At 52.3% G+C, this 22472-nt stretch carries 22 protein-coding genes; all 22 read left to right on the top strand.

Annotated features, from left to right (window positions below; translation table 11 throughout):
• Window positions 1-79: 79 nt before the first annotated feature.
• The 22 genes from terL to KF752_11690 all read left to right on the top strand — a co-directional run bounded on the left by terL (window position 80) and on the right by KF752_11690 (window position 22472).
• Window positions 80-1600, top strand: a complete 1521-nt coding sequence (gene terL / locus KF752_11795) for a phage terminase large subunit (GenBank protein ID MBX3422228.1) — start codon at window positions 80-82, stop codon at window positions 1598-1600.
• Window positions 1564-2034 (top strand): hypothetical protein, encoded by a 471-nt coding sequence (locus KF752_11790; GenBank protein MBX3422227.1) that lies wholly within the window; start codon window positions 1564-1566, stop codon window positions 2032-2034. The genes terL and KF752_11790 overlap by 37 nt, the downstream gene beginning before the upstream one ends.
• Window positions 2035-2290: 256 nt before the next feature.
• The gene (locus KF752_11785) at window positions 2291-3175 is read left to right on the top strand and encodes a KTSC domain-containing protein (protein ID MBX3422226.1); all 885 of its coding nucleotides are present in this window, start codon (window positions 2291-2293) and stop codon (window positions 3173-3175) included.
• 1 nt (window position 3176) lies between these two features.
• A complete protein-coding gene (locus KF752_11780) occupies window positions 3177-3422 on the top strand; it encodes a hypothetical protein (protein MBX3422225.1) in 246 nt (81 codons plus the stop codon).
• A 65-nt stretch (window positions 3423-3487) separates the two neighbouring features.
• Entirely contained in the window at window positions 3488-4993 is a 1506-nt protein-coding gene (locus KF752_11775) for a DUF935 family protein (GenBank protein ID MBX3422224.1), read from the top strand.
• A gap of 3 nt (window positions 4994-4996) precedes the next feature.
• Window positions 4997-8326: a hypothetical protein gene (locus tag KF752_11770; protein MBX3422223.1), complete on the top strand. Its 3330-nt coding sequence runs from the start codon at window positions 4997-4999 to the stop codon at window positions 8324-8326.
• A gap of 2 nt (window positions 8327-8328) precedes the next feature.
• Window positions 8329-8646, top strand: a complete 318-nt coding sequence (locus tag KF752_11765) for a hypothetical protein (GenBank protein ID MBX3422222.1) — start codon at window positions 8329-8331, stop codon at window positions 8644-8646.
• A 3-nt stretch (window positions 8647-8649) separates the two neighbouring features.
• Window positions 8650-10182: a hypothetical protein gene (locus tag KF752_11760; protein MBX3422221.1), complete on the top strand. Its 1533-nt coding sequence runs from the start codon at window positions 8650-8652 to the stop codon at window positions 10180-10182.
• 108 nt (window positions 10183-10290) lie between these two features.
• Complete coding sequence (locus KF752_11755) at window positions 10291-11859, top strand: hypothetical protein (GenBank protein MBX3422220.1); 1569 nt, start codon at window positions 10291-10293, stop codon at window positions 11857-11859.
• A gap of 82 nt (window positions 11860-11941) precedes the next feature.
• On the top strand, window positions 11942-12343 hold the full coding sequence (locus KF752_11750) for a hypothetical protein (protein MBX3422219.1): 402 nt from the start codon (window positions 11942-11944) through the stop codon (window positions 12341-12343).
• Window positions 12344-12468: 125 nt separating this feature from the next.
• Window positions 12469-13509 (top strand): hypothetical protein, encoded by a 1041-nt coding sequence (locus KF752_11745; protein ID MBX3422218.1) that lies wholly within the window; start codon window positions 12469-12471, stop codon window positions 13507-13509.
• 42 nt (window positions 13510-13551) lie between these two features.
• On the top strand, window positions 13552-14058 hold the full coding sequence (locus tag KF752_11740; protein MBX3422217.1) for a hypothetical protein: 507 nt from the start codon (window positions 13552-13554) through the stop codon (window positions 14056-14058).
• Entirely contained in the window at window positions 14059-14664 is a 606-nt protein-coding gene (locus KF752_11735) for a hypothetical protein (GenBank protein MBX3422216.1), read from the top strand.
• Between the two features lie 15 nt (window positions 14665-14679).
• Window positions 14680-15132, top strand: a complete 453-nt coding sequence (locus tag KF752_11730; GenBank protein MBX3422215.1) for a hypothetical protein — start codon at window positions 14680-14682, stop codon at window positions 15130-15132.
• Window positions 15129-15620, top strand: a complete 492-nt coding sequence (locus KF752_11725) for a hypothetical protein (GenBank protein MBX3422214.1) — start codon at window positions 15129-15131, stop codon at window positions 15618-15620. Before KF752_11730 ends, KF752_11725 begins: the two co-directional genes overlap by 4 nt.
• Window positions 15620-16453: a hypothetical protein gene (locus KF752_11720; GenBank protein MBX3422213.1), complete on the top strand. Its 834-nt coding sequence runs from the start codon at window positions 15620-15622 to the stop codon at window positions 16451-16453. Before KF752_11725 ends, KF752_11720 begins: the two co-directional genes overlap by 1 nt.
• A 211-nt stretch (window positions 16454-16664) precedes the next feature.
• Window positions 16665-17348, top strand: a complete 684-nt coding sequence (locus tag KF752_11715) for a hypothetical protein (GenBank protein MBX3422212.1) — start codon at window positions 16665-16667, stop codon at window positions 17346-17348.
• Between the two features lie 54 nt (window positions 17349-17402).
• Window positions 17403-17729, top strand: coding sequence for a hypothetical protein (locus KF752_11710; protein ID MBX3422211.1), 327 nt, complete (start codon window positions 17403-17405; stop codon window positions 17727-17729).
• A complete protein-coding gene (locus KF752_11705) occupies window positions 17726-18118 on the top strand; it encodes a hypothetical protein (GenBank protein ID MBX3422210.1) in 393 nt (130 codons plus the stop codon). The genes KF752_11710 and KF752_11705 overlap by 4 nt, the downstream gene beginning before the upstream one ends.
• A 23-nt stretch (window positions 18119-18141) precedes the next feature.
• Window positions 18142-18324, top strand: a complete 183-nt coding sequence (locus KF752_11700; protein ID MBX3422209.1) for a hypothetical protein — start codon at window positions 18142-18144, stop codon at window positions 18322-18324.
• Between the two features lie 6 nt (window positions 18325-18330).
• Complete coding sequence (locus KF752_11695) at window positions 18331-20199, top strand: hypothetical protein (protein ID MBX3422208.1); 1869 nt, start codon at window positions 18331-18333, stop codon at window positions 20197-20199.
• Window positions 20199-22472: a hypothetical protein gene (locus tag KF752_11690; GenBank protein MBX3422207.1), complete on the top strand. Its 2274-nt coding sequence runs from the start codon at window positions 20199-20201 to the stop codon at window positions 22470-22472. Before KF752_11695 ends, KF752_11690 begins: the two co-directional genes overlap by 1 nt.

The raw sequence follows: 22472 nt of genomic DNA, 5'->3' as shown, positions 1-22472 counted from the left end.
CTTGCTGCGAAGTGTTATTGGCGACTGCCTATACGAATAAAAGTAGCGACATTTTTTAATGCGTGCTACGGTAATCAGCATGGTCAGTTCGCGGTGCCAAGTACTACCGATCTACAGCAAGCAAGCCGATTTTCGCCGGTCAACGGCGAAGCTACGCGGGTTCATAGGTGGTAGAGGTACTGGCAAGACGTTCATCGGTGGGCTAACGGTTAGCGCTGACGCGCGAAGAGATGAAGCTTGGGTATGTGTCGCGCCGGACTATGGAGTGGCGATCGAGACATCGTTTCCGGTATTCGTCGAGTTAACTCAGAAAACTGGCCAGTGGATCAAGGACGTTAAGTCGCCATTTCCTAAAGTGACGTTCCGCACCATGGATGGTGGTCAGGCGACGATCGTATTCCGTTCTGGCGAAAAGCCGGAAAAGCTTCGTGGCGGAAACTACGCTGGGGCTTGGTTGGACGAGGCCACGGTGATGCCAAAGAGCGTATTTGACTTGATTCGACCCACGCTCAGGTGGCGCGGGAAGATGGGGCCCATACTGCTTACGGCAACCCCCAAGGGGACGCGTCACTGGACGTTTGAACGATTTTATGCGCCGGTTGATGACGTCCTAGGTGGTGATGGTGTTTCATTATTGGACGGGATGAGTGAAGACTCTAAAGCGGCGATCATTAGGTCTATTGCTGCCGGAAACGTTGAATATTTTAGCGGCAAGGCTTATGTCCGCCGCAGTGGCTCAAGTCTGATTCGGGCTTCTACGCGAGACAATCCATTTCTTCCCCCTGACTTTTACGAGACGATTCGCAGCGATTATGGCACGATGCTGGCTGCGCAGGAGTTGGAGGGCGAGTTTGTAGAAATTTCCGGTCTGTTGTTTCGTCGTGAGTGGTTTTCGTTGGTTGATTCTGTTCCTCGCGAGGCGTTGCGAGTTCGTTATTGGGATCAAGCTGCAACGCCGGGGTCAGGATGTTTTACGGCTGGTGTCTTGATGGCTCGCGATGCGGATGGGCAGTACTACATTGAGCATGTCGTTCGCGGTCAGTGGGGGCCGCTGGAGCGCAATAAAATCATTGATCAAATTACCGCCAGTGATGGACGAAAGTACGGCGGTCACGTAGTCACGTTTGTTGAGCAAGAAGGCGGTTCAGCTGGCAAGGAAGTTGCGGCTCAAATGATTCAGCGCTTGCCCGGCTACAGCGTTTTTCGCGATGTGGTTTCCGGAAAACGGTTTAGATTGTCTGAAGGCGAGCAGTTGCCAGGCGAGGCAAAGGTAGTTCGCGCTATGCCATTTGCAGCACAGGTCGAAGCGGGCAATGTGGCAATTCTGCGATCGCCATGGTCCGAGGACTACATAACCGAGCTGTGCGCCTTCCCTGAATGGAAATACTGCGACCAGGTGGACGCGTCTAGCGGGGCGTTTAACAAACTGGCAAGCACAGTCACGATTGATCCAGGGCCGATCGGTAGGATTTCGCTGCAACCTACTGAAACCGGCCAACGGTTCGGAGCACTTGCAGCACTTCACGTTACATCAGAGCGACAATCACAATGGGAGAGAATGCCATGGGCCAGACAGGCGACACACCAGGAACATTACTGAGCGTTACGGACGCCAACGGAATCGTTGGATTCGGATTCCAGATCGAGCACGCTGGTCAAACGCAACTGTCTGTTGCCTGGCCAGATCGTCCGGCGGAGCGGTTTACCAGTGAAATGATTGAATTGCGAGGAATAACTGTCGCAGTGGCACGGATGGTTGGCGACGAATCCGTTGGTGAAGTCGCTGGCGATGAATTGTACGGTGACAGTAGCGGAAACAATGGAGGTGAATTGCTACCGCCGGTTGCGCTTTCGTCGTTTTCAGGTCTATCGCCAAAGGCGCTGAAGTATCTGAACGATGGTGGTTTGCAAACTATCGAAGACGTTCGCCAGTACATCAAGGCACACGGCTCACTAATTCCGCTTGGCGGGATTGGCGAAAAGATGAATCATGACATTCGAGAAGCTTTGGGACTGGTTCTGGCCGTGGATTAGCAGTTACCGATGTTCATCGTTTGGATCATCGTCACAGCGACGTTTTTAATAGTCCCGGTTTGGCTTGTACTTCAACACTTCGCGCCGCGCTGTATTGAGCCAACAAGGGAAATGGTGCGGCGCAAGCGACCGGATCGAAAGCCGAGCACATACGGTTAAGTTAACCTCATAATAAATAGAGGCAGTTCCAATTTCCCAGGGTCGCGTCAGGGTCGACGTTGCCCTGGGGAGTTTTTTCCATGACGGATTGTGGTTAATGAAGCTACTTGATCTGGCCAAGCAGGCTTGGCGGCGAGTGATGAGACGAAGGCGATTGCAAAAGCCGTCTGCGCCCAAAATTCAGCCTCCGCCAGTAAGCATTCCGCCAAAGCAGTATCGCCCCAAGATTTTGAATCCACCGCCTCCACCGCAGCCGCGAACTGTGCCAACGGCAGAAGAGTCTCGGGACATTAAATCAGTGCAGGAGGTCTACGACGAAATCGAGCTGATTGGCCGCGATGCCAGCTACAACCGCGCCGGCGCGGTCAGCCAGTTGATGGACAAAATGCGGCACGTCAAATCGTCAAACGTCTGGGGGTATTACTTCGAGATCGAAGGCAGTCCCCATACCGGGTTGTTGTACGTGACGTTCCTGAAGGAATCCTCACCTGGTGGTGCGCGACCCAATGCGCCTGGTTCCACTTATGTTTACTACGACGTTCCTACGAAGAAATATCAACAGTTCGCTAGGGCTAGTGAATCGAGCGCCGGCAAGGCCGTTTGGGATTATTTACGAGTTCGCGAAACGGTTTGGCAGCATCAGCACCGTTACAGGTTCCTGCAGAACGAAGGCGAATACGTCCCTCGAAAAGTCACGAAAACCGGATTCAGGTCTCGGGCGCAGACGAATCCGCTGGCCAAAAAAATTCCAAATCATGTTTGGTCTTCGTTATCCAGGCTAGAAAAATCGCCAGTTGACAGCATTCGCGACTATGCAACAAGAATGCGACGTCATCTATCTAGTACAGCCGGGCACCGTCGATCGACTTTGGCCCCCAGAACATTCTTGGATAAGAGTAAACAGTCAGAAACGCTGTTGAATGGTGGATCGCCCAATCGTGGCCGGCCAAATCGCGGCAGGCCGAATCGAGGTGAGGCGTAACATGAGATTGACCTTAGAGGCACATCCAAGCGGTAAGCGACTGGCAGGAGTAATTCTGGAAGCTGAAAGCTTTGCCGAAGAGAAGTTCCTGAGCGCCTTGGTGATCATGGTCGAGTCGCATGGTGCGGTCGAATTCACTAACGGCGACAATCCAATCAGAGGGAAATTTCTCCGCAATCTGGCGATTGAAAACGAATCGACGTTCTTTTTTGGTGAGCCTCCGGATGAATCTGAGGTTGGATGCTGAACTGTGGAATGCTGGCGACAGCATTTTTTGGCTGGACTATGTTGTAGCTGGGAGGATTTTGCAGAGTGGACAATCAGAACATGCCGGCCAAGATATTCGACGTTGCAGCGTTTGATCCAGCGGAGAAATACCCTGGCGCCCCACCGTTTTTTGGCCAAGACATTGTGCCACATACCTACACATCTATGGGGCGGCATGGCCTGACTTCGCAAGCCTATTTGTCGATCGACGAAGCTACGCTCAATTCTGTGGCTAACGCCGAAAGAATGCGCAAAGACTGTGGAATCATGGAATCGTTGGAGGGTCGCCAGCGGTCTACGGCGCTGCTGAATTGGCACATAGAGCCGGAAGATGGCAAGTCGTACGATCAAAAGATATTGGCTCAAGAGTTAACCAAAATCTTAAATCGAACCAGTCGCTTCACAGAAATGAGGCGATTTTTACTAGAGGCCGTGTGGTACGGACGTTATGCAGCGGCGATCAACTATGGCACTGACTGGATTGGTGGTAAGCGAAGGATATTTGCTCAGCGCATCGAGCCGAGACATGGCGACAAGCTGGTATTCCGCTACGACGATGGTACTCACCAGTATCGTGCCGGCCAGGTTGGAATTCGCGTTGGAGGTCAATACCGGCTAGTAAATCGACTGCGAGACGGGGAGACCAGTCAGCAGGTTCAGTATACCGAACACGGCATGGTCTACTGGTTGAATAGTCGCGAGCGAAAGACGCTGGTTCTTCACAAGCATCACATCGAAGACGCGCCATTCCACGAACCTCGCATGATGGGACGCATCCACGGCGTTGGCGTCCGAGATCGAATTTATTGGACATGGTATGCGATGACTGAATGCCTACAGCGTGTGCTGGAGTATCTAGACCGTTCCGCCATGGGGGTGGAAATCTGGCGATTCCCGGCTGGCAATTCGATAGCCGAAAATAGGGTTCGCCAGGCAGCCAAGGAGTATATCTCCGGTGGTAGATCCGTAGTGCTTTGCCCGGTGTACGCTGGCGAACAATCCGATATGTTCGGCGTCGAGCATATCGAGCCTGGCATGGCCGGTGTCGATTCGATGCTGACAGTCATCAAGGAATTTTTCGGCCACAAAATAAAGCGATACATTCTTGGCCAGACACTTACTAGCGAGGCCGATGCAACCGGCCTGGGTTCTGGAGTCGCAGACGCGCACCTCGCTACGTTCGCTGATATCGTGCAGTACGATGCGATTAACCTGGAAGAAACGTTGACGCAGGATTTTTTGAGGCCGATTCAGCTTTGGAATTTTCCGCGATCGGCCAATTGCTACATGCGGTTTAAGATCGACACGGAAAGCGAAGATGCCGACAAAAAGATGCAGGGCTTCAAGTCTGCATGGGACATGGGTATGCGTATCAAGGCATCCGACGTGGCCGACGTGATTGGCATTTCGATGGCAACCGGTGATGAAGACCAGCTCTTCAATCCGCAGGTCGCAACGGCTATCGAACAATCAAAGCGGGGTAAGAGCCTGAAAGATCAAGTGCTTGAAAGTTACTATCGTTCACAAGGCATGGTTTCGCAGGCGGGGTAAGTGATGGTGATTTTCGATGGTCAGCAGTTGGCTCGAGGCTTGGTATTGGTTCAGTGTTATTCGTCCGACCATTGGAAAAATCAAATTCGTGACAATCTCGGGCGGTGGGCACAAGGCGGAATCCCAAGAATTGACTTTCAACACGAAGACAAAAAAACACTGGCGAAGACACTGACAAAACTGGCTGCTGGCATGAAAGACCAAGAAATTGTCAACAAAGATACCGGATGGAAGATCAAAATTGATGACAATGCGATTGGAAAAATTGCGGGCAGAGGCAATCCGTCCGCGTATTCTCTATTGGTTCTACCGCAACTAATCAAGTCGGCGATGCCGCTCAGTTTACACGAGGTCCGCAGGAGTGTTGCCGGATTGAATGATGAGAAAGTTACCTATCATCAATTTGGGCATCCGGTAACCATTCACAACAAATTGCACGCTGCGAAGATAACGGTCAGAGAAATAACGCAGCATGGTCTAAGAGCATACAGCGTTCATGCGGTAGAAATAAAGGAGGGCGCACCCCAAGGGCCGACAGTCCGGAAAACCAGCCACACTTCGGCGGTAGGCGCGCCCTCTGCGATAAGTATCGACGATGCCTGGCAAAAAGTCAAGAAAAGTGGCAACGATTATTACTCGATGTTTTCTGGCGGACTGGCTGCGATTGAACGGTACGCTGCACGACGAAAGGTAGCTTCCTCTCCAGGCCAAATGACCTTCGATGATCATGATGGCGGGCGCTGGATTACCATCGGTTCAGAACATTCAGCCGATGGCGGCAGACATGGCGGTCACCCCGTCTACATCGGTAAAGACGGTGAAATGAAGACTGGAAAATTTGCAGGCAAGACGCTAGACGAGGCGTTCGGGAAAAAAGGCGATGCCGATCGCAAACAGCCAGACAATACCAAGCCCGGCATCACGATGGACACCCGCCCCAACCATTCCGCCAAGCCCAACGACCAGATGGGCCTGTTTGGCGATGTTGCTAACATCCCCAAAGGTAAGGTAGCGCTACCTCCTGGTGGTGAATCGAAAGGCAAGCAGCAATCGTTGTTTGATACCAAAGGCGACCCCGATCAGATGCTGATGTTTGATGATGGTGTTACGCCGGAAGATCGGCTAATGAAACCGGATTCTGCCGCAACTGTGTTTGACGATGCAATTTCATCTGGCAGCACTCCGCGCGAAGCGGCCGAGTCAGCTCAAAAGAAGCTGGACGAGGATTATATCTACGCTCGATCATCGGAGGTCGGCAGCGCAGGCGAAGACTTGAAAGGGTCGGCGCGGCACAAGATCAACGCATGGCGAGGATTGGAGCAGGCCGAGAAGGATGGCAGCGCCGAAAAGCTTGTAACTCGCGACAGCCTGCTGAGACTAGAGCCGACCAACTTTATGTCGCAGGCTCACGATAAGCCGTTGCTGAGTCTGACAATGCACTATGCCATGAGGGCGTTCCCCACTAAGCCTGGAACACGAAGCGGCACCCCGGAGAAGAACAGGCAAGAATTCCTTGATGCCTATCGAGACGTAAAAGCGAAGGCCGAGGAACTTGTTGAAAAGTACGATGACCGCAACGCGGGTGAAGCGATGCAGGAGCTTCGGAAGTTTGTTGGAGACAGGTTGTCGAAGCTTCGCGGCCAAAAAGATGCCGGTTATATGTCACGAATGACAGCTTCCGACAGATACAACCAGACGGCCAATGATTTGGTTTCTCTCTACAACGACCTCAATCCACATTCCAGGAACAAAACGAGCGTAGCGGGAAAATTCAACATCTTCGGCAAGGAGGTTGAGCGCAAGTACGGCCTATCCATTTCTGCAGCAGTACGAGGCGACATTGAGGCCAAGAAAGCATACTGGGCCAATCTCACAAAGCACGCTCAAGACATTATCGAAGGGGCATCGCTGAATGATTCATTCGGCAATGAAAAGAAGGCTGTTCGCAGATTCAACCCGTCAGAAGCTTATGTCAGCTATGCTAAGCGCGAGGGCGGTCGCGACCTGTCGAAGATCACGGCAGACCCCAATAAAGCCGTTAAGCACATGGTCGATGAACTCCAAATCAGAGGGGTTCAGTGGGGAAATTCCGTAACTGACGATGAGCGAAAACACCATGCAGGGAAGGTCGTAGAGGCCATAACCGATCTGGCCGACGTTGTTGGACTTCACCCCAAAGACTTCTCCCTTGGCGGTAAACTCGGCTTGGCGATCGGCGCTCGAGGTAAAGGCTGGGCATCAGCACACTACGAACCGGGAAGCAAGGTTATCAATCTGACCAGAGCAAGCGGCGTTGGGGCATTGGCGCACGAATGGGGCCACGCTTTCGATCACATGCTGGCCGATTTTAAGGTTGGCCCCAAAGGCCCCAGCTATATGTCGGAAAATAGTGAATTCACTCACGAAATTGTTGATGATTCTACTGGAAGAGCTTTCGACGTCCCGCACAACGCCAAGCCACATGAAGGCTATTCGATTCGAGAAAAACCAAGATCGGACGTCAGAAAAGCCTACAACGCCTGGAAAGAATCCTGCAAGCCATACCGGGAAAGACTGGGAAAAGTTCTCCAGGAAGAGGTTCGCAGCGGGACCATGAGTCACGCGAAAGCTCAAAATTACTGGGGCTCTGGACGTGAAGTCTTTGCGCGCGCGCTTGAACGTCACGTTAAACACAAGCTCGAAGAAGATGGGCGGCAAAACACCTACCTGTCGGGTCTGGGCGGCGATCATCGGCTGTGGCCAAACGCTGAAGAGGCTAGAGCTATGGCACCGGCATTCGATGCGATTTTTGAAGCCTATCGCCAAGAAAAGTACGGCTCTCCTGACAAAGTGAAGTTTTCACGGCGGGAGATGATGCAAGAGTTGATTGCAATTTTGAAATACCAGCCATCTGCACCGCAACTAGAAGCTGGCAATTATAAGAAAAAACATATTCGCTTGCATGGTCTAGATATCTCGATTGAGACCGCCAAGGGCGAGCATCGTAGACCAGAATGGCCGCCAATGCCTTGCGACTATGGCTATATTCGCGGAACAGTCGGCAATGACAAAGACCATGTCGATGTTTTTGTCGGCCCTAACAAGTCGAGCGAATTGGTAGTGGTTGTCGACCAAGTTAACGAATCCGGAAAATTCGATGAGCACAAAGTATTGATTGGCTTCAGCAACGAAGCTTCAGCTATCAATCAGTACCGCAAGGCTTACACTAAGGGTTGGAAGGTCGGGCCAGTGACTGTGATGACCATCGGCCAATTCAAGGCGTGGTTGAAAGACGGGGCGCAATCTAAGCCGGTCAGTGGTCAGGTGAGTCGCTATAGCTTTAAGGCGGGCTAATCATGTCGCGACAGCGGGGGCCAGGCAGGCCCAAAACCGGAAAGAGCAAGTGCCGTCAGATTGGGCGATTGCCCGATCATGTCTGGCGATCGGTAATGCGCGGATTCATGGCGTCGGGCTGTAAGAATTTCACGCGCTGGGCAACGTCGGCTATGCTCAAACAGGCCGAACAGGACCTGCGCATTAGAAAGCAGATTGATCGGTTGACCGACACAATTACTAAGTATGACTGCGGCGAAATTCACGGAATCAACATCGACCGATCCCGCAAGAAGCTAGCCAAGCTGCTGGAATTGATCGACCAAGCAGTTCAGGGGTAGTTGATGCAAAGCCCAGGCGGTCAATTAGCGCTGGTTTCGGATCTGATCCCAGTTTATCGCACGCTTTACCGATGGGTGGAGTCTGAGCATCCGCGCCACCCCGCAGGCTCTAGTCGGGGAGGTGAATTCACTGACACACCTGGCGGACAAGTGCCTGGCGGCCGCAAGCCATTGGTAGCCAGCACGCGCCGGCGGGAAATTGCCGCTATGCCAGACACAATCAAGCAGGGGCATCGATTGCACATTTCATCGCTGCGACCAGACAAAGCTACCAAGGCGATGGCCTGGAGTCGGCAGCTTCACGACATCATGCAGCAAGTCGAAGCTGCGAAATCACCGGAAGATGAGGAGCGAGCGTGGGAGGTAGTCGATAAAGATTCCATCCTCAGCCTGTTGGCAGAGATGAACCAGATGGATCGCCACCATTTAACGGAAACAGGAGAATTGCTGTCAGATTACGTCAACGCCAATCAAATGATTCCTCAATCCCTGGCGGTAAGATTGGATTCTGGACGTCGTTTTTTTGATCCGGAGAGAATCCGGGAAAAGTTGAAAGAGCATCCACCTCTAAATTCGGAGGAACTGGAATCGAAATGGAAATTGCAACATCGGCAACGCGGGAAAGTTGCTGTGACCGATCGCGAGCGCAAGCTGCTGTCTGAGTTTTCTAAGGCTGAGCGCGGATTAAGAAATTCGCTTTTGAAAAATCCTGAATTAGTGGCTGCGATTGAGAAAACTAGGGGACTACTGCCTGCGGTACCGAACTCGCTTCATGCAGAGCCTAGTTTGAATCAGAAGACCGGCGGTTCGACTGTTTTCGATGATTTGCAGGCCAGAGGATCAGCCAAAGACAACCGCCAAGCGGAGGTTGTAGTAAAGAAGCCTTCCCGTGCGTTCAACTTGACGCCGCAGTTATTTGGACGAATGCAAAAGGCAATTTCAGACTACATCGGCACCGATTCTCACGAACACCAGGCCGCCCTGGAAAATATGGTTCCACAGGCGTTTCGGGCACTCAACGCCGAGGCTGAGGAATGGAATGCTGGGTTGAGAGAGATTCTAGGGGCCCATTTGGGAGCTAAGAGAATTGGTGCGTTTGTAGCTAAGGTTCATCGAGCTGAAGATGGCGCGGGCGTTTTGCACTTCGACCAACTGGTTGATTTTGCTGAGAGACATTACCCGCATATCGTTGCTAGCCCTGATGGACCGGAGAGTGGACTGAAATCGGCAATTGAAGCTGGCATGAAGCCTACCTACAAAATCGACTCGCCAGAGTTGATAGATAAGGCGGTTGAAATGCTAGGACCAGAATTTAAGAAGTCGTTGGACCAATTGTGGAGCAGTTCAGATAGTGAGCTGCAATCGGTAATCAGCGATCGTTATGATCCGGTACCGTTTTCTATCCGTGCCATGATGCGCTGGATGAATTTGCCGGATTTCCCTTTTGGGAATTTGGAAAATAGGGCATCTTCTTGTCATGGACATCTCAAATCAAATCGACGAAGCGCTTGGCGTCTTCAAGCGCAAGGTGCTTGAAGCCTTGCGGCAAAACGATCGGGCTTATGGCGCATTTTCCGTTAAGCTAGTCGTCCAAGGCGGCAAGCTGGTCGTAGTGGAATCCACCAATACGGAGACCATGAAGCCATGAAGTTGCAAACACCGCTGCCAATTCAAGGTGAGTGTTGTGAAGACTTTTGCATTCGTGCTCATAGTCAAATGCTGTCGGCCGTTCCCGATGCCAAGCAGAGAAATCAATTAATCTGGGATGCGTGGGACATGATGCATCCAACGCCAGAGAAGTACGCCGCCAGTCAAAAATTTTCAGCGTACCGAATGGTCCCGGCGGTCTGCTACTTCGCCGAGCACACGATTGGTACTCGCAATGGACCGTTTACCGTTGGTCCGGTTGAGTTGAAGGCGATTTGCCAAAATCAGAATCGTCGAATTCGCGAAGCGGGCTTATATCCACCGCTGATTGATCGGCATACAGGCGGTATTGAACCGCAGATCGTTGGATATTCTGGCGTGTTTCGCATCGGAATGTTTGGCGATCAGGAGCAGAAATTTGGAATTTTCGGCGATGAATTCCACAAGCCGCAATTCCAGGCAGTGGTCGACAGCAAGCCGCGAAGATCCGTTGAACTTTTGCGATTTGCAGATTCGAGTAGAAATTTTTTTGACCCTATCGCATGTTTAGGAGCAGAGGCACCCAGGTTAGATATTCCTCCGGCCTACTACGGAGCCACGGAAGGGGACGAAGCCATCGTCGAGCGATACTCGGTGGTGGCCCCTCTTACTGCACTCCCTGGCGGTGGGAATACATACCTGCCAAGTGCAAACAAAGATGAACCCAGAAAATATCAGGCAGTGGAAATTACCATGCTTTCTCCCGAAGATGTGAACCAGATCATCAGTGCAATTGCCAACGTGATAGAGCCGCGATTGTCAGCTCTGGAATCCTTCATGAAAGGTGGTCAGGATAGCTCGCAACCGCAAGGCCAATCGGCTGCCGGTGCTAGTGATTCGTTGTCCATTGGAAATTCCACAGGCGGGGTTGTTGGAAATCCAATCCACTCTTCAGCACCGCAATTGCCCAGCCAACCTGGCGCGGGAGGAACGCCTCTGGCTGCGTCTCGAGATCAGTATGCTTTACCGGCCTTGGCCGCACCGGCGGCGGCCGCTGTTGGGGGGCTGGCGGGTTCGCTTATGAAAAATTCCATTTCAGAGGAAGAAGGCGTTATGACTGAAAAATACTCTCACGAGTTCGTGGACAAGCTGGTCAAGACTCACGAAGAGTTGTTGGCTGAGACCGCACAATTGCGAACTGCGGTTGGCAGTCTGATGCAAGAGCGAACTGATGCTCAGCGAGCTTATCGGTTGCAGGAGTTGGCTCAAAAATACTCGGCCATTGAGGCAAACATCGACGAGGAAATGGAGCGAGTGCTGTATTCCGCTGGATCGAAGATGACCGATGAGGAATTCAATTCCCATTTGGCCACGATCGAGCGATATGCCGCTCAGAGTTCACCGCCGGCGACGATGATTCCTGATGGCCAGGTACCGACCAAGGATGCTGAAAAAGTCATGTATTCCCAGGAGTTCAACGACGAGGTCGTTCGTCGATGCACTAGCCTGCTGTCGCAAGGCAAGGTTGCCGCGTTTGACGAAGTTGCCAAGGCCTTGGCTAGTGAATGGGGGATTGCAGCGGCCTAGTTCGCTGGCAATTTACCACCAAGCCACCACTTACCAAATCATTAGATATAACCTGTTAGTCCCCAGTTAGGGAGCATGAAAAATGCAGTCCAGTTCACGAACGTTTGTCGCCAGTGCCAATATTCGTCCATCGCGATTTGTACGCGGCAGTGGCAATAACAAGATGGCAGAGGCTGGGGCAAACGCGGTTGCCTACGGCGTTTCCGGCGAGGGCACTGTTGACGCACCCATTCCAGGGATGACCGACCGGTTTGCCGCGCGCACTGGCCAGGAAGTGCTGGTGTACGGTCCTGGCGATACCTGCGAGATCGAAGCTGGCGCAGCAATCGACGCGTCGGCTGGCCCGGTGTTTTTGAAGCCAGATGCTGACGGGCGCGCCATCCCGGCGGCTACCACCCAGCATTATTCGGCTGAGGCTCATACGTCGGCAACGGCGGCTGGCCAGCGAGTCAAGATAACAGTCGTTCGCGGCGTAATGCCCTGACGATTGACGTTTCAGTTCTGTCGTAATTCACGTTCACAATTTCTCACGGAAAACTTCCCAACCACTTTCAATAGTGTAGGCGACCGAACAACGGAGCTGGCACGCGGATTTTTGGAGAATCACGCATGACCGCTCTACCCGGTGGATCAAACACCTATGTTCGTAGCTATGCCGCGTCTGGCAAGCTGAAGGTTGAGTTCTCTCGCAATCCAAACAAGTTCGACTTGCCGGATTACGCTCAACTTAAGAAGACCTCGAAGGACGAAGGCTACTACCTGCGGATCAACGTTGAGCAGGCCGGTCGCCTAGTTGGTGGCGAACTGGATGAGACCGTTTGGGCTGATGGTGCCGATCGTCCACAGCACAACGACGGGACCGAGCAATTCGCCTGGTTGCCGTTCCGGACACAGCGACACGCCTTTCCGTTCAAGCTGGGCCAGAAGGCTCGCGAGCAAGCCGATTGGGACATCACTGGTACGCACGGAGCCATCGCAGCTCAGCGGGCCATGACCAGTCGCACTCGCATGGCGGTCAAGACGCTGACAACCACTGGAAACTGGGATGCCAGTCACATTTCGGCGGTGTCGGCAATCTCCGGCAATACCGGTCCGTGGGATGTCTCCACGGTGGCTCGCCAGGACATCAAGCGGTCACTATTCCATGCTGCAGAGTTGATCGACCTAGATACGTTAGGCGCAGTCAATCAAAGTCAATTGCACATTGTCATGGATCCGACGACGGCCAAGGCTATTTCGATGAGCCAGGAAATCGTCGATCACATCAAGGGGTCGCCGGACGCGTACGCACAAGTCATCGGCAAGGAAGGCAAGTTCCATAAGTATGGTCTGCCTGACACTCTGTATGGCTTTCCAGTCACGATCGAACGTGCGGTGATGACCACTAGCCGTCGTGGCACGGCCAGCGCTACCAAGTCGCGGGTCATGCCGACCGGCAACGTGTTCATGTTGTCTAAGGTAGGCGAGCTGGGTGCGGAAAACGAAGGGCCAGAATTTTCGACGTTGACGATTTTCGCCTACGAAGAAATGACCGTTGAATCAAAGGATGACACCGACCACCGTCGCCACCTAGGATCGGTTGTCGATGACGTCTGTGCAGTGCTGACCGCGCCAGCGACCGGATTCTGGTTCACTGGAGCTACAAGCTAACGATTACTAGCCCACTTCCTGGCGGAAGTGAAACGGAAGCAAATGTTTGCTACGCCTGAAGACCTTGTTGATCGTTATGACTATCGCGTCATTGGCGATCTGTGCACGGATGAAGGCAGTGAATTGGATCGCAGCCAAGTAATGACAGACTTGAAGGTCGAGTCGTCCATTCGGGATGCGAGTGGAGAAATCCTGGTCAATCTACAAATGGGCGGCAATTACACCCAAGCCGACCTGGAAAGTTTGACCGGACTGAATCGATCACATCTTGTTCGTGTGACCTGCGATATCGCGATGGCACTGTTGATTCAACGCAGGCCTAATCGGGTTAACGCAGAGATAGCTGACAAGATTTGCGAAAAGGCGAAGGATCACATCAATCGCCTAAAAAAGGGCGAAAACGTTTTTGGATTCCAAAGCAAATTGAATGCAGGCACATTGCAGGTCTCGCACATGGATGTTCAGCAGGTTGAATCGCTGAACCTGTTGCCGGATCGCATGGGCCGCTTTTTTCCCGATCAGGGGCAACGTTCCAGGAGATCATGGTAAATGGCTGACTACATCGTCGTTCCTGGAAAAATCGAAATCTATGTGGCCTGTAATTTTGCGTGGGTCTTGGGCGTAGCGCCAAATACCACCAACATTACCGCCAGAAATCTGATGAAGCTTGGCGAGTCAGCAGACGAATTGCGAATCGAACTCGAAGAGCAGCGCTACCCAGTTCCCGGGGATCGAAACGGCGGGCGTAATGGCGATCCAATCGAAGAACAGTTCATGGGGATGAGCGCCTCATGCAATCTGGAGTTGTCCACTTTTGACCCGCAGGTAGCCAATGCACTGCTAACCTCTGGCGGTTTGATAACCACGCCTGGCACTATTCCGCAGTCCGCCATTGGTGCGTTCACGCTGAGAGACCGTAGCTATCGGTTCTTATTTAAGGCCACAACCGACGTTACCAGGAGTGTCAACTTCCCAGCGACGGTGGTCAATCGCGGTCACGTTCTTGGCGGCGGAACCAAGTTTGAAATGTTCCGCTGTTCGTTGGCTATGCGACGGACGCCGCCAGGTCACTGGTACCTGCCAGAACCATCCGGCAGTCCACCCGTGGCGCCCAATCCAATTCTGTTCGACCGAGTGACTACGAATCCTGCGTGATTGAGCGGTGAAGCGATGCAAGATTTGATTCTGTCGAAACGATTGCTGGCGATGATCGCTAGCGTGTTAGCAGTTGCCTTGAAAGACACGTTGCCGCTAACCGAACAGCAGATCACCGACATTGTGATGGTTGTGGCGGCTTGGATCATCGGAGATTCGATCCGAAAAACCGACAAGAAAGGGGAGAGGCAGTCAGAAATGTTGACAGTTGAAAACGTAGCTGGAATTCCAAAACTGCCGTTTCGCCAAAGAAAGCTGGCTCGCAAGCTAGCCAGTGAATGCTACACAACTTCAGCCACCGATGCGGATCGTCAGAAGCTATTCGGCCAAAGGCTCCAGGCTTACGGATTTGACCCGCTGACAATTGCGATGATGCTGGCCTACGCGATCAAGCTGTGGCTGTGGTGGAAAGAGCAAAAAGCCAAAGACCCCGGACATGCGCCGATGCGCGGAGAGCCGCAAGAATGACACGTAAGACAAAAGCCGATTTGGAGCGAGAGCTTGCGGAGCTTCGCGTCCAACTAAATTCCAAGCCGAATCACTGGCCATCGCTTAATACGTTGGTGCCGGTGTTTGTCGCTGCTGGATGTTGTTTGGTGATATTGCTCGTTCAATGGGTCTCTGTTGCCCCGGGGCCAACCCCGATACCGCCACCAGAACCACCGCCAAAGGTGTTGACGATTGATCAGGCGGTGAAGTCGCATTTTCTTCGATTGCGGACCGGCCACCGCGATGTTTTTAACGCTGCAGCCGATGCTGTAAATGCTGACAAGATCAAGACTGACGCCGAGTTGTTTTCGTTTATACAGCCAGCGCTAGTTGAGTTGAGGGACCGAGTCAGCGGCGATTTTGATAAGGCGTTTGATCAATCACTACCTCGCAATGACGACGGCGCTTTCGCTGAGCATAAGCCACAAGTGTCCGAGTTTTTGCAGAAGATCGCGAGGGGTTGGTGATGTCTAGTTCTTCACCTCGACCAAACGATTGGGCCGTCGACCAAGAAGATTGGCAGTTTTTAGAGTCGTTGCCGGCGGCTGATGATCAATTGCGAGTGTTGTTTGGCAGCTATCAAGAGTTGCTATTTAATCCGCAGGAGGTGTTGCGCACCGAAAATCAAGGTCGTATGGGTAGCTGCCGTGGACATGGCGGAACTACCGGCATGGAGTGGATTCGCACACTGATTACGAAGGCAGTTGGCCAACAACTGTCCAGGATGATGCTGTACGTCGAAACGCAGCGACGCGACGGCATTCGTGGTGATCGTGGGGCGACGATCGCCAACGGAATCAGGCAGATGATAGAAATCGGTGTGTGCCGCGAAGAATTGTGGCCTTATCCGAAAGCGTATTCGCAGCAGCGTCCGTCCGATTGGCAAGAGGTGCTGAAGGACGCTGCAAAAAACAAGATCGGCCGAGCCGATCGGCTGCGAAGCTATGAAGCCATACGGACATTTTTGGGGGCAGGCCAGGGGTTCGTCGATGTTGGCACGGCGTATCGGCCTGAGTATTACGCAGAGGTAGCTGAGCGATTCTCTGGCGGCAATGGTGGTCATGCGGTGGTGTTGATTTATTTGAGCCAAAAGATCGACAGCCGTGGTAGGCCGTACATCTGGGGCGTGAATTCACATGGCCTAAACACTGGTCGAAAAGGCTGGTTCCAGTGGTCGCCGGATTTTATCGATGGCGCAATGCGTCATTCGCATACGGTGATGATCGGGTGCAGTGACATGCCTAACTTGGAAGTTCGTTCGACCAAATTTGATTTCGTGAAGCAATCAATCCTAGGCTAAAAAATGCGATGGCAGCCAGCACTGTTGCTAGTTCTGATTTTCCTCAGCTTCCAGGCTGGAAGCTGGATATCCAGGGAGTGGCGGCAGGCATGGGGCGAAATTCAGCAGAGCAAACAAAAGATCGACAACTTGGCCGACGAGGCAGCAAGCGTAATTAAACGGGTTCAGGCAGTTCTGGACCGATTTCCACGTATCCTTAGGAGTGAAGACGGTGAAGATTCAAATGATTGTAGTGGCACTGGTAGCGATGTTGACCGGAATGCTAACCAAGGGACCGGAGCTGATTCAGGCGTCCAGCAGCCCACCGGCAATGGTGCAATTAGATTCGGCTCTAACGGGCATGGAACAGCAGCTCGACAGCATAGAGAAACTGGTCGGCTATCGCGCGAGGTGGACACATCCTGGCACGATCGAAAGCCACCTGCGACAGCATGGCATTGATCCTACCGGCATGACACGAGATCAGATGCTCGCTGAGCACGACGCAATCCATGATGTAGTTGGGCCTGTGAAAGCCGGACAGCCAATTCCGCAAGTTAGCCAGGTGCGCTACGCGATTTCCGGCGACTGCCCTGGCGGTGCTTGCCCCATTCCTAGACCATCGCGACCAACCGCCAATGTTGTTGAGCAGGCCGCCAGCACAGCTGTTAACGTAGTTGCCGGCGCAGTAGCGCCGCCCTACCGGCAATCAGTTCATTCTGATGTCCAGAATTATGGTTCAACTGGCTATAGTTCAGGCAGCTATAGCGGCGGTAATGGATATTCGACAACAGTTTACAGTACGCAAAACTATGGCAGTGGTAGCCATAGCAATTATTCGAGCAGTCGCCGCATTCAGCCAGTTCGGTCGTTTATTCGCGGTTCGTTTTTCCAGAGGCTCTTTGGCTGGCGGTAGCGTAGCGTAACGTGAAAAGTTCTGGTGTAAGTTGAATTTCAAGGAACTTTTGCATTGAATTTCAAAAAGATTACAACACTGCTGGCGCAGGGGCCACCAGCGGAAACCCATGACAACTCTTTTATGAACTGGGTGCTGGGCGGGATCGCAGCTATCGTACTTGCACTGTCAAGTGTAATTGCCGGACTGTATCGTGTGCAGGTAAAGACATACGAAGATCGAATCAAGGATTTGGAAGGCGAAGTCGTTTCTCTTCGAGGAAATGCAGTCACATTGACAGAGAATGTTAGTCAGTGTCACCGAGAGCATGAGACAACTCGGATTCAACTGGCCAGGATGGAAGAGCGGCTCAAAGCGCTGGAAAATTGCAGTAAATCATGATGACCTGGATTTCGGTTCGCATTTCAAACCTACTATTTCGCTTGCGATCCAGAAGGCGCGTTCGATCGTCGCCGCGTATCTTCGCGTATTTTGACGGGCAGCGCTGGCGATCAATCGACCCGATCGAAGTAATCCATGCGCTGGAGACACACCCTAAATATTTGCCGGCCAAGCATCTCCAGCAGGCGAAGAATGGAAATCGCGAGGCCATCGAAATTATCGCAGGCGCCGTGTCGGACATCTTCGGCGTTCAGCCATACGCTGATGGGCGTGGACTGACTATTGCGGAGCGGAAGAGCTTGCTAGACACGTTCTATCTTTACTGCCAGGCTGTAAAAAAAAACATCAAGCCTGGGTCGATTGCTGCGCTCTCTACGGATGCAACATAGCCAGCATCCGCTCGCACGAACAGTTGTTCGCGCTGTACATCCTTCAGGAACGTTCGCAGATACGCGCGGCCAAAATCGTGCAACTTGGTATCGTGGCGGGTGCAGGCAAGCGTGTTGGCGCACAATTGACCAGAGTATGGTTCGAGGCACTGTATAACGATCGCGATCGAGCCGAATTTGAGTATCAACGATATCAGGCGAACTAACGACCAATGAACCATTATCCAGAATTTCAGCCGCAAATATTTAGCCGAGGCGATTCGGTCTGGGTAGAAGGTCCGGACGGGCAATTAGTTCGAGGCAGTGTTACACATAGTCGCCAAACGAAATATGGATTTGGCGACAAATCGGAATTTGAATACTGGGTCAAGGACGAAACCGGTCAGCAATATCTGTTGCCTAAGGAAAAGATCTATTCGTATGGCCAGAGGGCCGACTCACACTCACAATCTGGCGGATCGGAAAGCATAGCAACCATCGAATCGTCACCGCCGGAGGATGATTTCGGACCATTGCAGTTTGATTCGCCCGATTCGTTGGCCGATCACCTCCATGGTGGTGGCCAGGCGTACTACACCCCGGCAGATGGTGGCGGAAATTCATCGGTTCCCGTGCATGACGTTTGGCTGGGGCAAGCCGGGAATTTGTCGCAGTTCATTGACTTCGATTCTTTGCGATCTGGTCAATCGCGGCTAACGGCCAGAAATCCACATCCGCCAGCGACAGTTCCTAGGGTTAATGGTTTTACCGAAGGTGAAATTCACCATCGTATGCAGCATGGGCTGGATTTTGATTCGTTTGGCCCGCAGGAATTAGCAGCTCGAGTTGATGGTGGACCATCGCTGCAGGAAATGTTGGCCGATCGCGAGAATCTAGGGACTAGGGAAAACGTCTCCGCTTGGGTGCAACAGCAGGCCGCCCAGCAGGCTGCTGTGGTGCAATCCGCTTCATCTTCAACCTCTGTGCCTTCGGCAACGCAAGAAGCCCAGTCACCCAATTCTAGTAGTAGCAGCGGTGACAGCGATGGCGGTAGCAGCCAGGCCAAGCGGTCGTTTATGGACTATGCGCAGATGGGGTTGGACGCGCTTGGCGTCGCTGATCCAACGCCAATTGCCGATGGCGCAAATGCGATGCTGTCGCTTGGCCGCATGGTCGTTGATCCAGCCAACGCCGGTAAGCATCTGAAGAATGCCGGTATCAGCCTAGCGTCGATGATCCCGTATGTGGGTGATTCGGCCAAGTTGCTGAAGTATGGCTCTAAGGCGCGCAAGGCATCACACGCCGCATCGGATTCCGGAGGACTCGCAGAGTCTGCCAGTCGCATTGCCAAGATGTTTTCTGACTCCGATGCAGAGTTTGAAGGGCTGATGCAAGATTTCTTGCAGGGAAGCTCGGGTGAATCGCCAAATCAACCATCTGATGACCGGCTGTCTAGCAGCGGAAATAGCAGCGGTGATGGTGGCCGAGGGGGGAATGGTGGAGTTAACGACACACCACCTGGCGGTGATGATTCTGGCAGTCACAGTTCATCCGATGGCGATCCCGATAAGATATTGACCAGGAAAAACCTGTCTAGCTTTGGTGAAGCGATTGTGGAGTGGACGGGGATAATTGGCACAGCCGCAGCCGCAACGTACACTTTCAGTGAATTGCAGGGGAAAGTAAACCAGACATACATCGAATATCAGCGAGGTCTGGTTAAGCACAATGGTCAATTGATGGCGGCCTATGCTGATCTTGATCGAAACCGATGGTTCCGAGAGCGTGAGCAAGCTGACTATCAAGCTCCAGCATTGTCTGGGATGGTTCAATCGCAGGATAAGCTGGAAGCAGCGTTGCAGGGATTGCGAAATGACTGGCAAGTCATTGGCACCGATGCGCAAATGATCTTGACGGAAATTTCCGCAAGGCTTGTGTCGCTTCTTGATTACATGGAACCATTTTCGGAAGCTTACACAGCGATCAGGAGTTCAATTTTCGGAAAGTCTGAATATATCCCGAATGAATTTGACAAGCAAATCGACGAGGTCAAGCGCCAAGGGGCCCTAGAGCAGGAGCGACAGGGGAGGCGAAAACTATAATGAGTGGCACACACCTTTATTACAATGGAGTCGAACTACGAGACTGCGTGACGCACAAGTTCACACAGGATGCGGAAAAAGACGAGTCCGGGACAACGATTTACAGTAGGTTTCGCATTCGTGTCAGCTCGACTGTGTTTGGATTCATGGGCGGTGATGACAACGCAGAGGATTACGACGAACTAACATCACACCCATCTACTGTAGAGACGACAGAGAAGAAAATCACCACGGTTGATCGAATGCAAATCATACACAGGCGGCTGTCAACCCCTCGTCGTGATTTCTGGTATGCCGTGCATGATACATCGAAGGCGGACGAAGTTAGCCCTAACGGGATCAAGTACCAAGTTCTTCTAGCTGCCTGCGGAAATAATATCGGCAGCGAAGATGATCCCAAATACATTCAGGGTCTCTTCGGTGACGTGAAGATCGAATATGAAACAGGAGCGAACGCCGAACAGTTTAAGATTTTGCGTCATAAATGCGTAGACGCGAACAACGGTCCGAAACCGATTGACGTGTCCATTGAAGAGGTAATCAGCGGAAAAGCGTTTCGGATTAGTTTTGAAATTGAGGTATGCAGGACTCTTTGTCTGTCTATTAGCTCGACATCCACGGTCCCAAGTGGAATCTCACCATCGACAGATGGCACAAAATCAAACAAGCATGTCCTGTCAAATACCTGGAGCACAGAAGAAACGTGTGACGACGAATTTGTCAGGACTCAGATTATTCAGGGGGAATTGCGAGTTCGAGACCATCAAACATGGGCGCAAGCTATGCGATATTTATGCTTGCCTCATTTACGACCAGGTTACCGCCGAAAATCGGTGCGGTTTTCGTCAGACCCGACGAACATCGTTTTGAAGTATCGGATCGAAGACCAACAGGCGGAAGCTGCTCCGCCATGGCCTGCCGTAAAATGGAAAATGGAGCATACAGATTCGGCGATCAACGAAAACTGTCAAGTTACTAGGCAGTTGCGAATTGAGTTAACCGGGAAGCCGCGCACTCCCAGAATCCAGCTTGTTGGCGCTGCGCTTAGGCTACTGGACGCCAGGTTCAATAATGCCTCGGCAGTTAATGGCGATCCGCGAAGGACGAAGGACATTAAGCAGGCCCCATATCGGCGCAACGCTCTTGTCGTGACTCAGTCGATTGACAAGCCTATTGTTGGACTGTACTGCGAAATAATGATCCAAGGAGAGCCTACTGGCGGGCCAGCATCGCTTTCCCGGGCTTTGGTTGAATCCTCAAACCCGGTTTTGAATCCAGACCTATTCCCTAGCTACAGTCCTGATTATTGGCCGGTACCACGACCATTTGACTTGAACACGCCGGTTGGTATTTTTGCCACTTACCTTCAGTCACCGTGCAATCAGTGGCACGGAATACCTGGCAAGCAAACGATCAGCTTCGCGAACAATGTATATGACACTGGCAGCGACAATCCACCTGGCAACAGCACCCCAACGCCAAGCCCATTGACCACAGAGAAGTATTGGGCGCAGGCTGACTATCTTGTATTCAATTCCCCTGTTCCATTTGTGGAGGAAGCTATTGCGCCCGTAGATGCCTCGCCAGCCACGAACGCTGAGGCCAGGAAATTTATGTATACCCATGTCGATATCGACATGGAATATGATGTTGACCACGGAAAGGTGATTCTTCCGTTATCCGGGCCACGTAATATGCGGCCTCTAGTTGAGGGTAGTCAACAACCAAAACCGTGGAATAGAACGGCCATCTCGATCAATTTACATCCTGGAGTAATGACCAGGATTTTGACGGTCAACGCTACTAGGATTGGGCGGCCGCCAGAATTACCAGTGCCGGCGCAGTATCTGATCGATCCAAATGGCGTAGTAGAAGAACTGGTAGATTGCACCAAGATGATTCTCGATGCGCCACGAATGTCAATAGACAATGCTAATCGTGTGTTTACGGCGCAGATGAAATTAACCTACCTGTTAGCTCGACCGCTGAACATAAACGAAGTGTTTCGAGTTCCAAACAATCCTTCGCTTAACAGTTTCCCTAGCAATAATTGGACCCCAGGGATGGCAATCTTCTCGGCTGGTAGAATTGACTATTGCGAAACGATCGAGTCTGCTACCAGTCCAAGCCCATTAGTGCAGTTTCAGTATCCCATTCAATTAGATTCTTACGACGTCGGAGGCGAACAATACGCCACGCCAGTACCAGACGATCCACCGCCTGACTGGTCGCCAGTGCGCACCGGATACCCAGGTTTCGAGCGAACATTGTAG

This window comes from Pirellulaceae bacterium (genome assembly GCA_019636385.1).
GTDB lineage: Bacteria > Planctomycetota > Planctomycetia > Pirellulales > Pirellulaceae > Aureliella.
This window is presented reverse-complemented; position numbering and strand designations above follow the sequence as displayed.

What these genes read in the sequence shown, in the direction of transcription:
- KF752_11785 (MBX3422226.1), top strand. Translation starts at nt 2,291, where the DNA reads ATGAAGCTACTTGATCTGGCCAAGCAGGCTTGGCGGCGAGTGATGAGA.
- KF752_11735 (MBX3422216.1), top strand. Translation starts at nt 14,059, where the DNA reads ATGGCTGACTACATCGTCGTTCCTGGAAAAATCGAAATCTATGTGGCC.
- KF752_11745 (MBX3422218.1), top strand. Translation starts at nt 12,469, where the DNA reads ATGACCGCTCTACCCGGTGGATCAAACACCTATGTTCGTAGCTATGCC.
- KF752_11760 (MBX3422221.1), top strand. Translation starts at nt 8,650, where the DNA reads ATGCAAAGCCCAGGCGGTCAATTAGCGCTGGTTTCGGATCTGATCCCA.
- KF752_11765 (MBX3422222.1), top strand. Translation starts at nt 8,329, where the DNA reads ATGTCGCGACAGCGGGGGCCAGGCAGGCCCAAAACCGGAAAGAGCAAG.
- KF752_11695 (MBX3422208.1), top strand. Translation starts at nt 18,331, where the DNA reads ATGAACCATTATCCAGAATTTCAGCCGCAAATATTTAGCCGAGGCGAT.
- KF752_11730 (MBX3422215.1), top strand. Translation starts at nt 14,680, where the DNA reads ATGCAAGATTTGATTCTGTCGAAACGATTGCTGGCGATGATCGCTAGC.
- KF752_11705 (MBX3422210.1), top strand. Translation starts at nt 17,726, where the DNA reads ATGATGACCTGGATTTCGGTTCGCATTTCAAACCTACTATTTCGCTTG.
- KF752_11725 (MBX3422214.1), top strand. Translation starts at nt 15,129, where the DNA reads ATGACACGTAAGACAAAAGCCGATTTGGAGCGAGAGCTTGCGGAGCTT.
- KF752_11750 (MBX3422219.1), top strand. Translation starts at nt 11,942, where the DNA reads ATGCAGTCCAGTTCACGAACGTTTGTCGCCAGTGCCAATATTCGTCCA.
- KF752_11770 (MBX3422223.1), top strand. Translation starts at nt 4,997, where the DNA reads ATGGTGATTTTCGATGGTCAGCAGTTGGCTCGAGGCTTGGTATTGGTT.
- KF752_11720 (MBX3422213.1), top strand. Translation starts at nt 15,620, where the DNA reads ATGTCTAGTTCTTCACCTCGACCAAACGATTGGGCCGTCGACCAAGAA.
- KF752_11690 (MBX3422207.1), top strand. Translation starts at nt 20,199, where the DNA reads ATGAGTGGCACACACCTTTATTACAATGGAGTCGAACTACGAGACTGC.
- terL (MBX3422228.1), top strand. Translation starts at nt 80, where the DNA reads ATGGTCAGTTCGCGGTGCCAAGTACTACCGATCTACAGCAAGCAAGCC.
- KF752_11780 (MBX3422225.1), top strand. Translation starts at nt 3,177, where the DNA reads ATGAGATTGACCTTAGAGGCACATCCAAGCGGTAAGCGACTGGCAGGA.
- KF752_11740 (MBX3422217.1), top strand. Translation starts at nt 13,552, where the DNA reads ATGTTTGCTACGCCTGAAGACCTTGTTGATCGTTATGACTATCGCGTC.
- KF752_11790 (MBX3422227.1), top strand. Translation starts at nt 1,564, where the DNA reads ATGGGCCAGACAGGCGACACACCAGGAACATTACTGAGCGTTACGGAC.
- KF752_11755 (MBX3422220.1), top strand. Translation starts at nt 10,291, where the DNA reads ATGAAGTTGCAAACACCGCTGCCAATTCAAGGTGAGTGTTGTGAAGAC.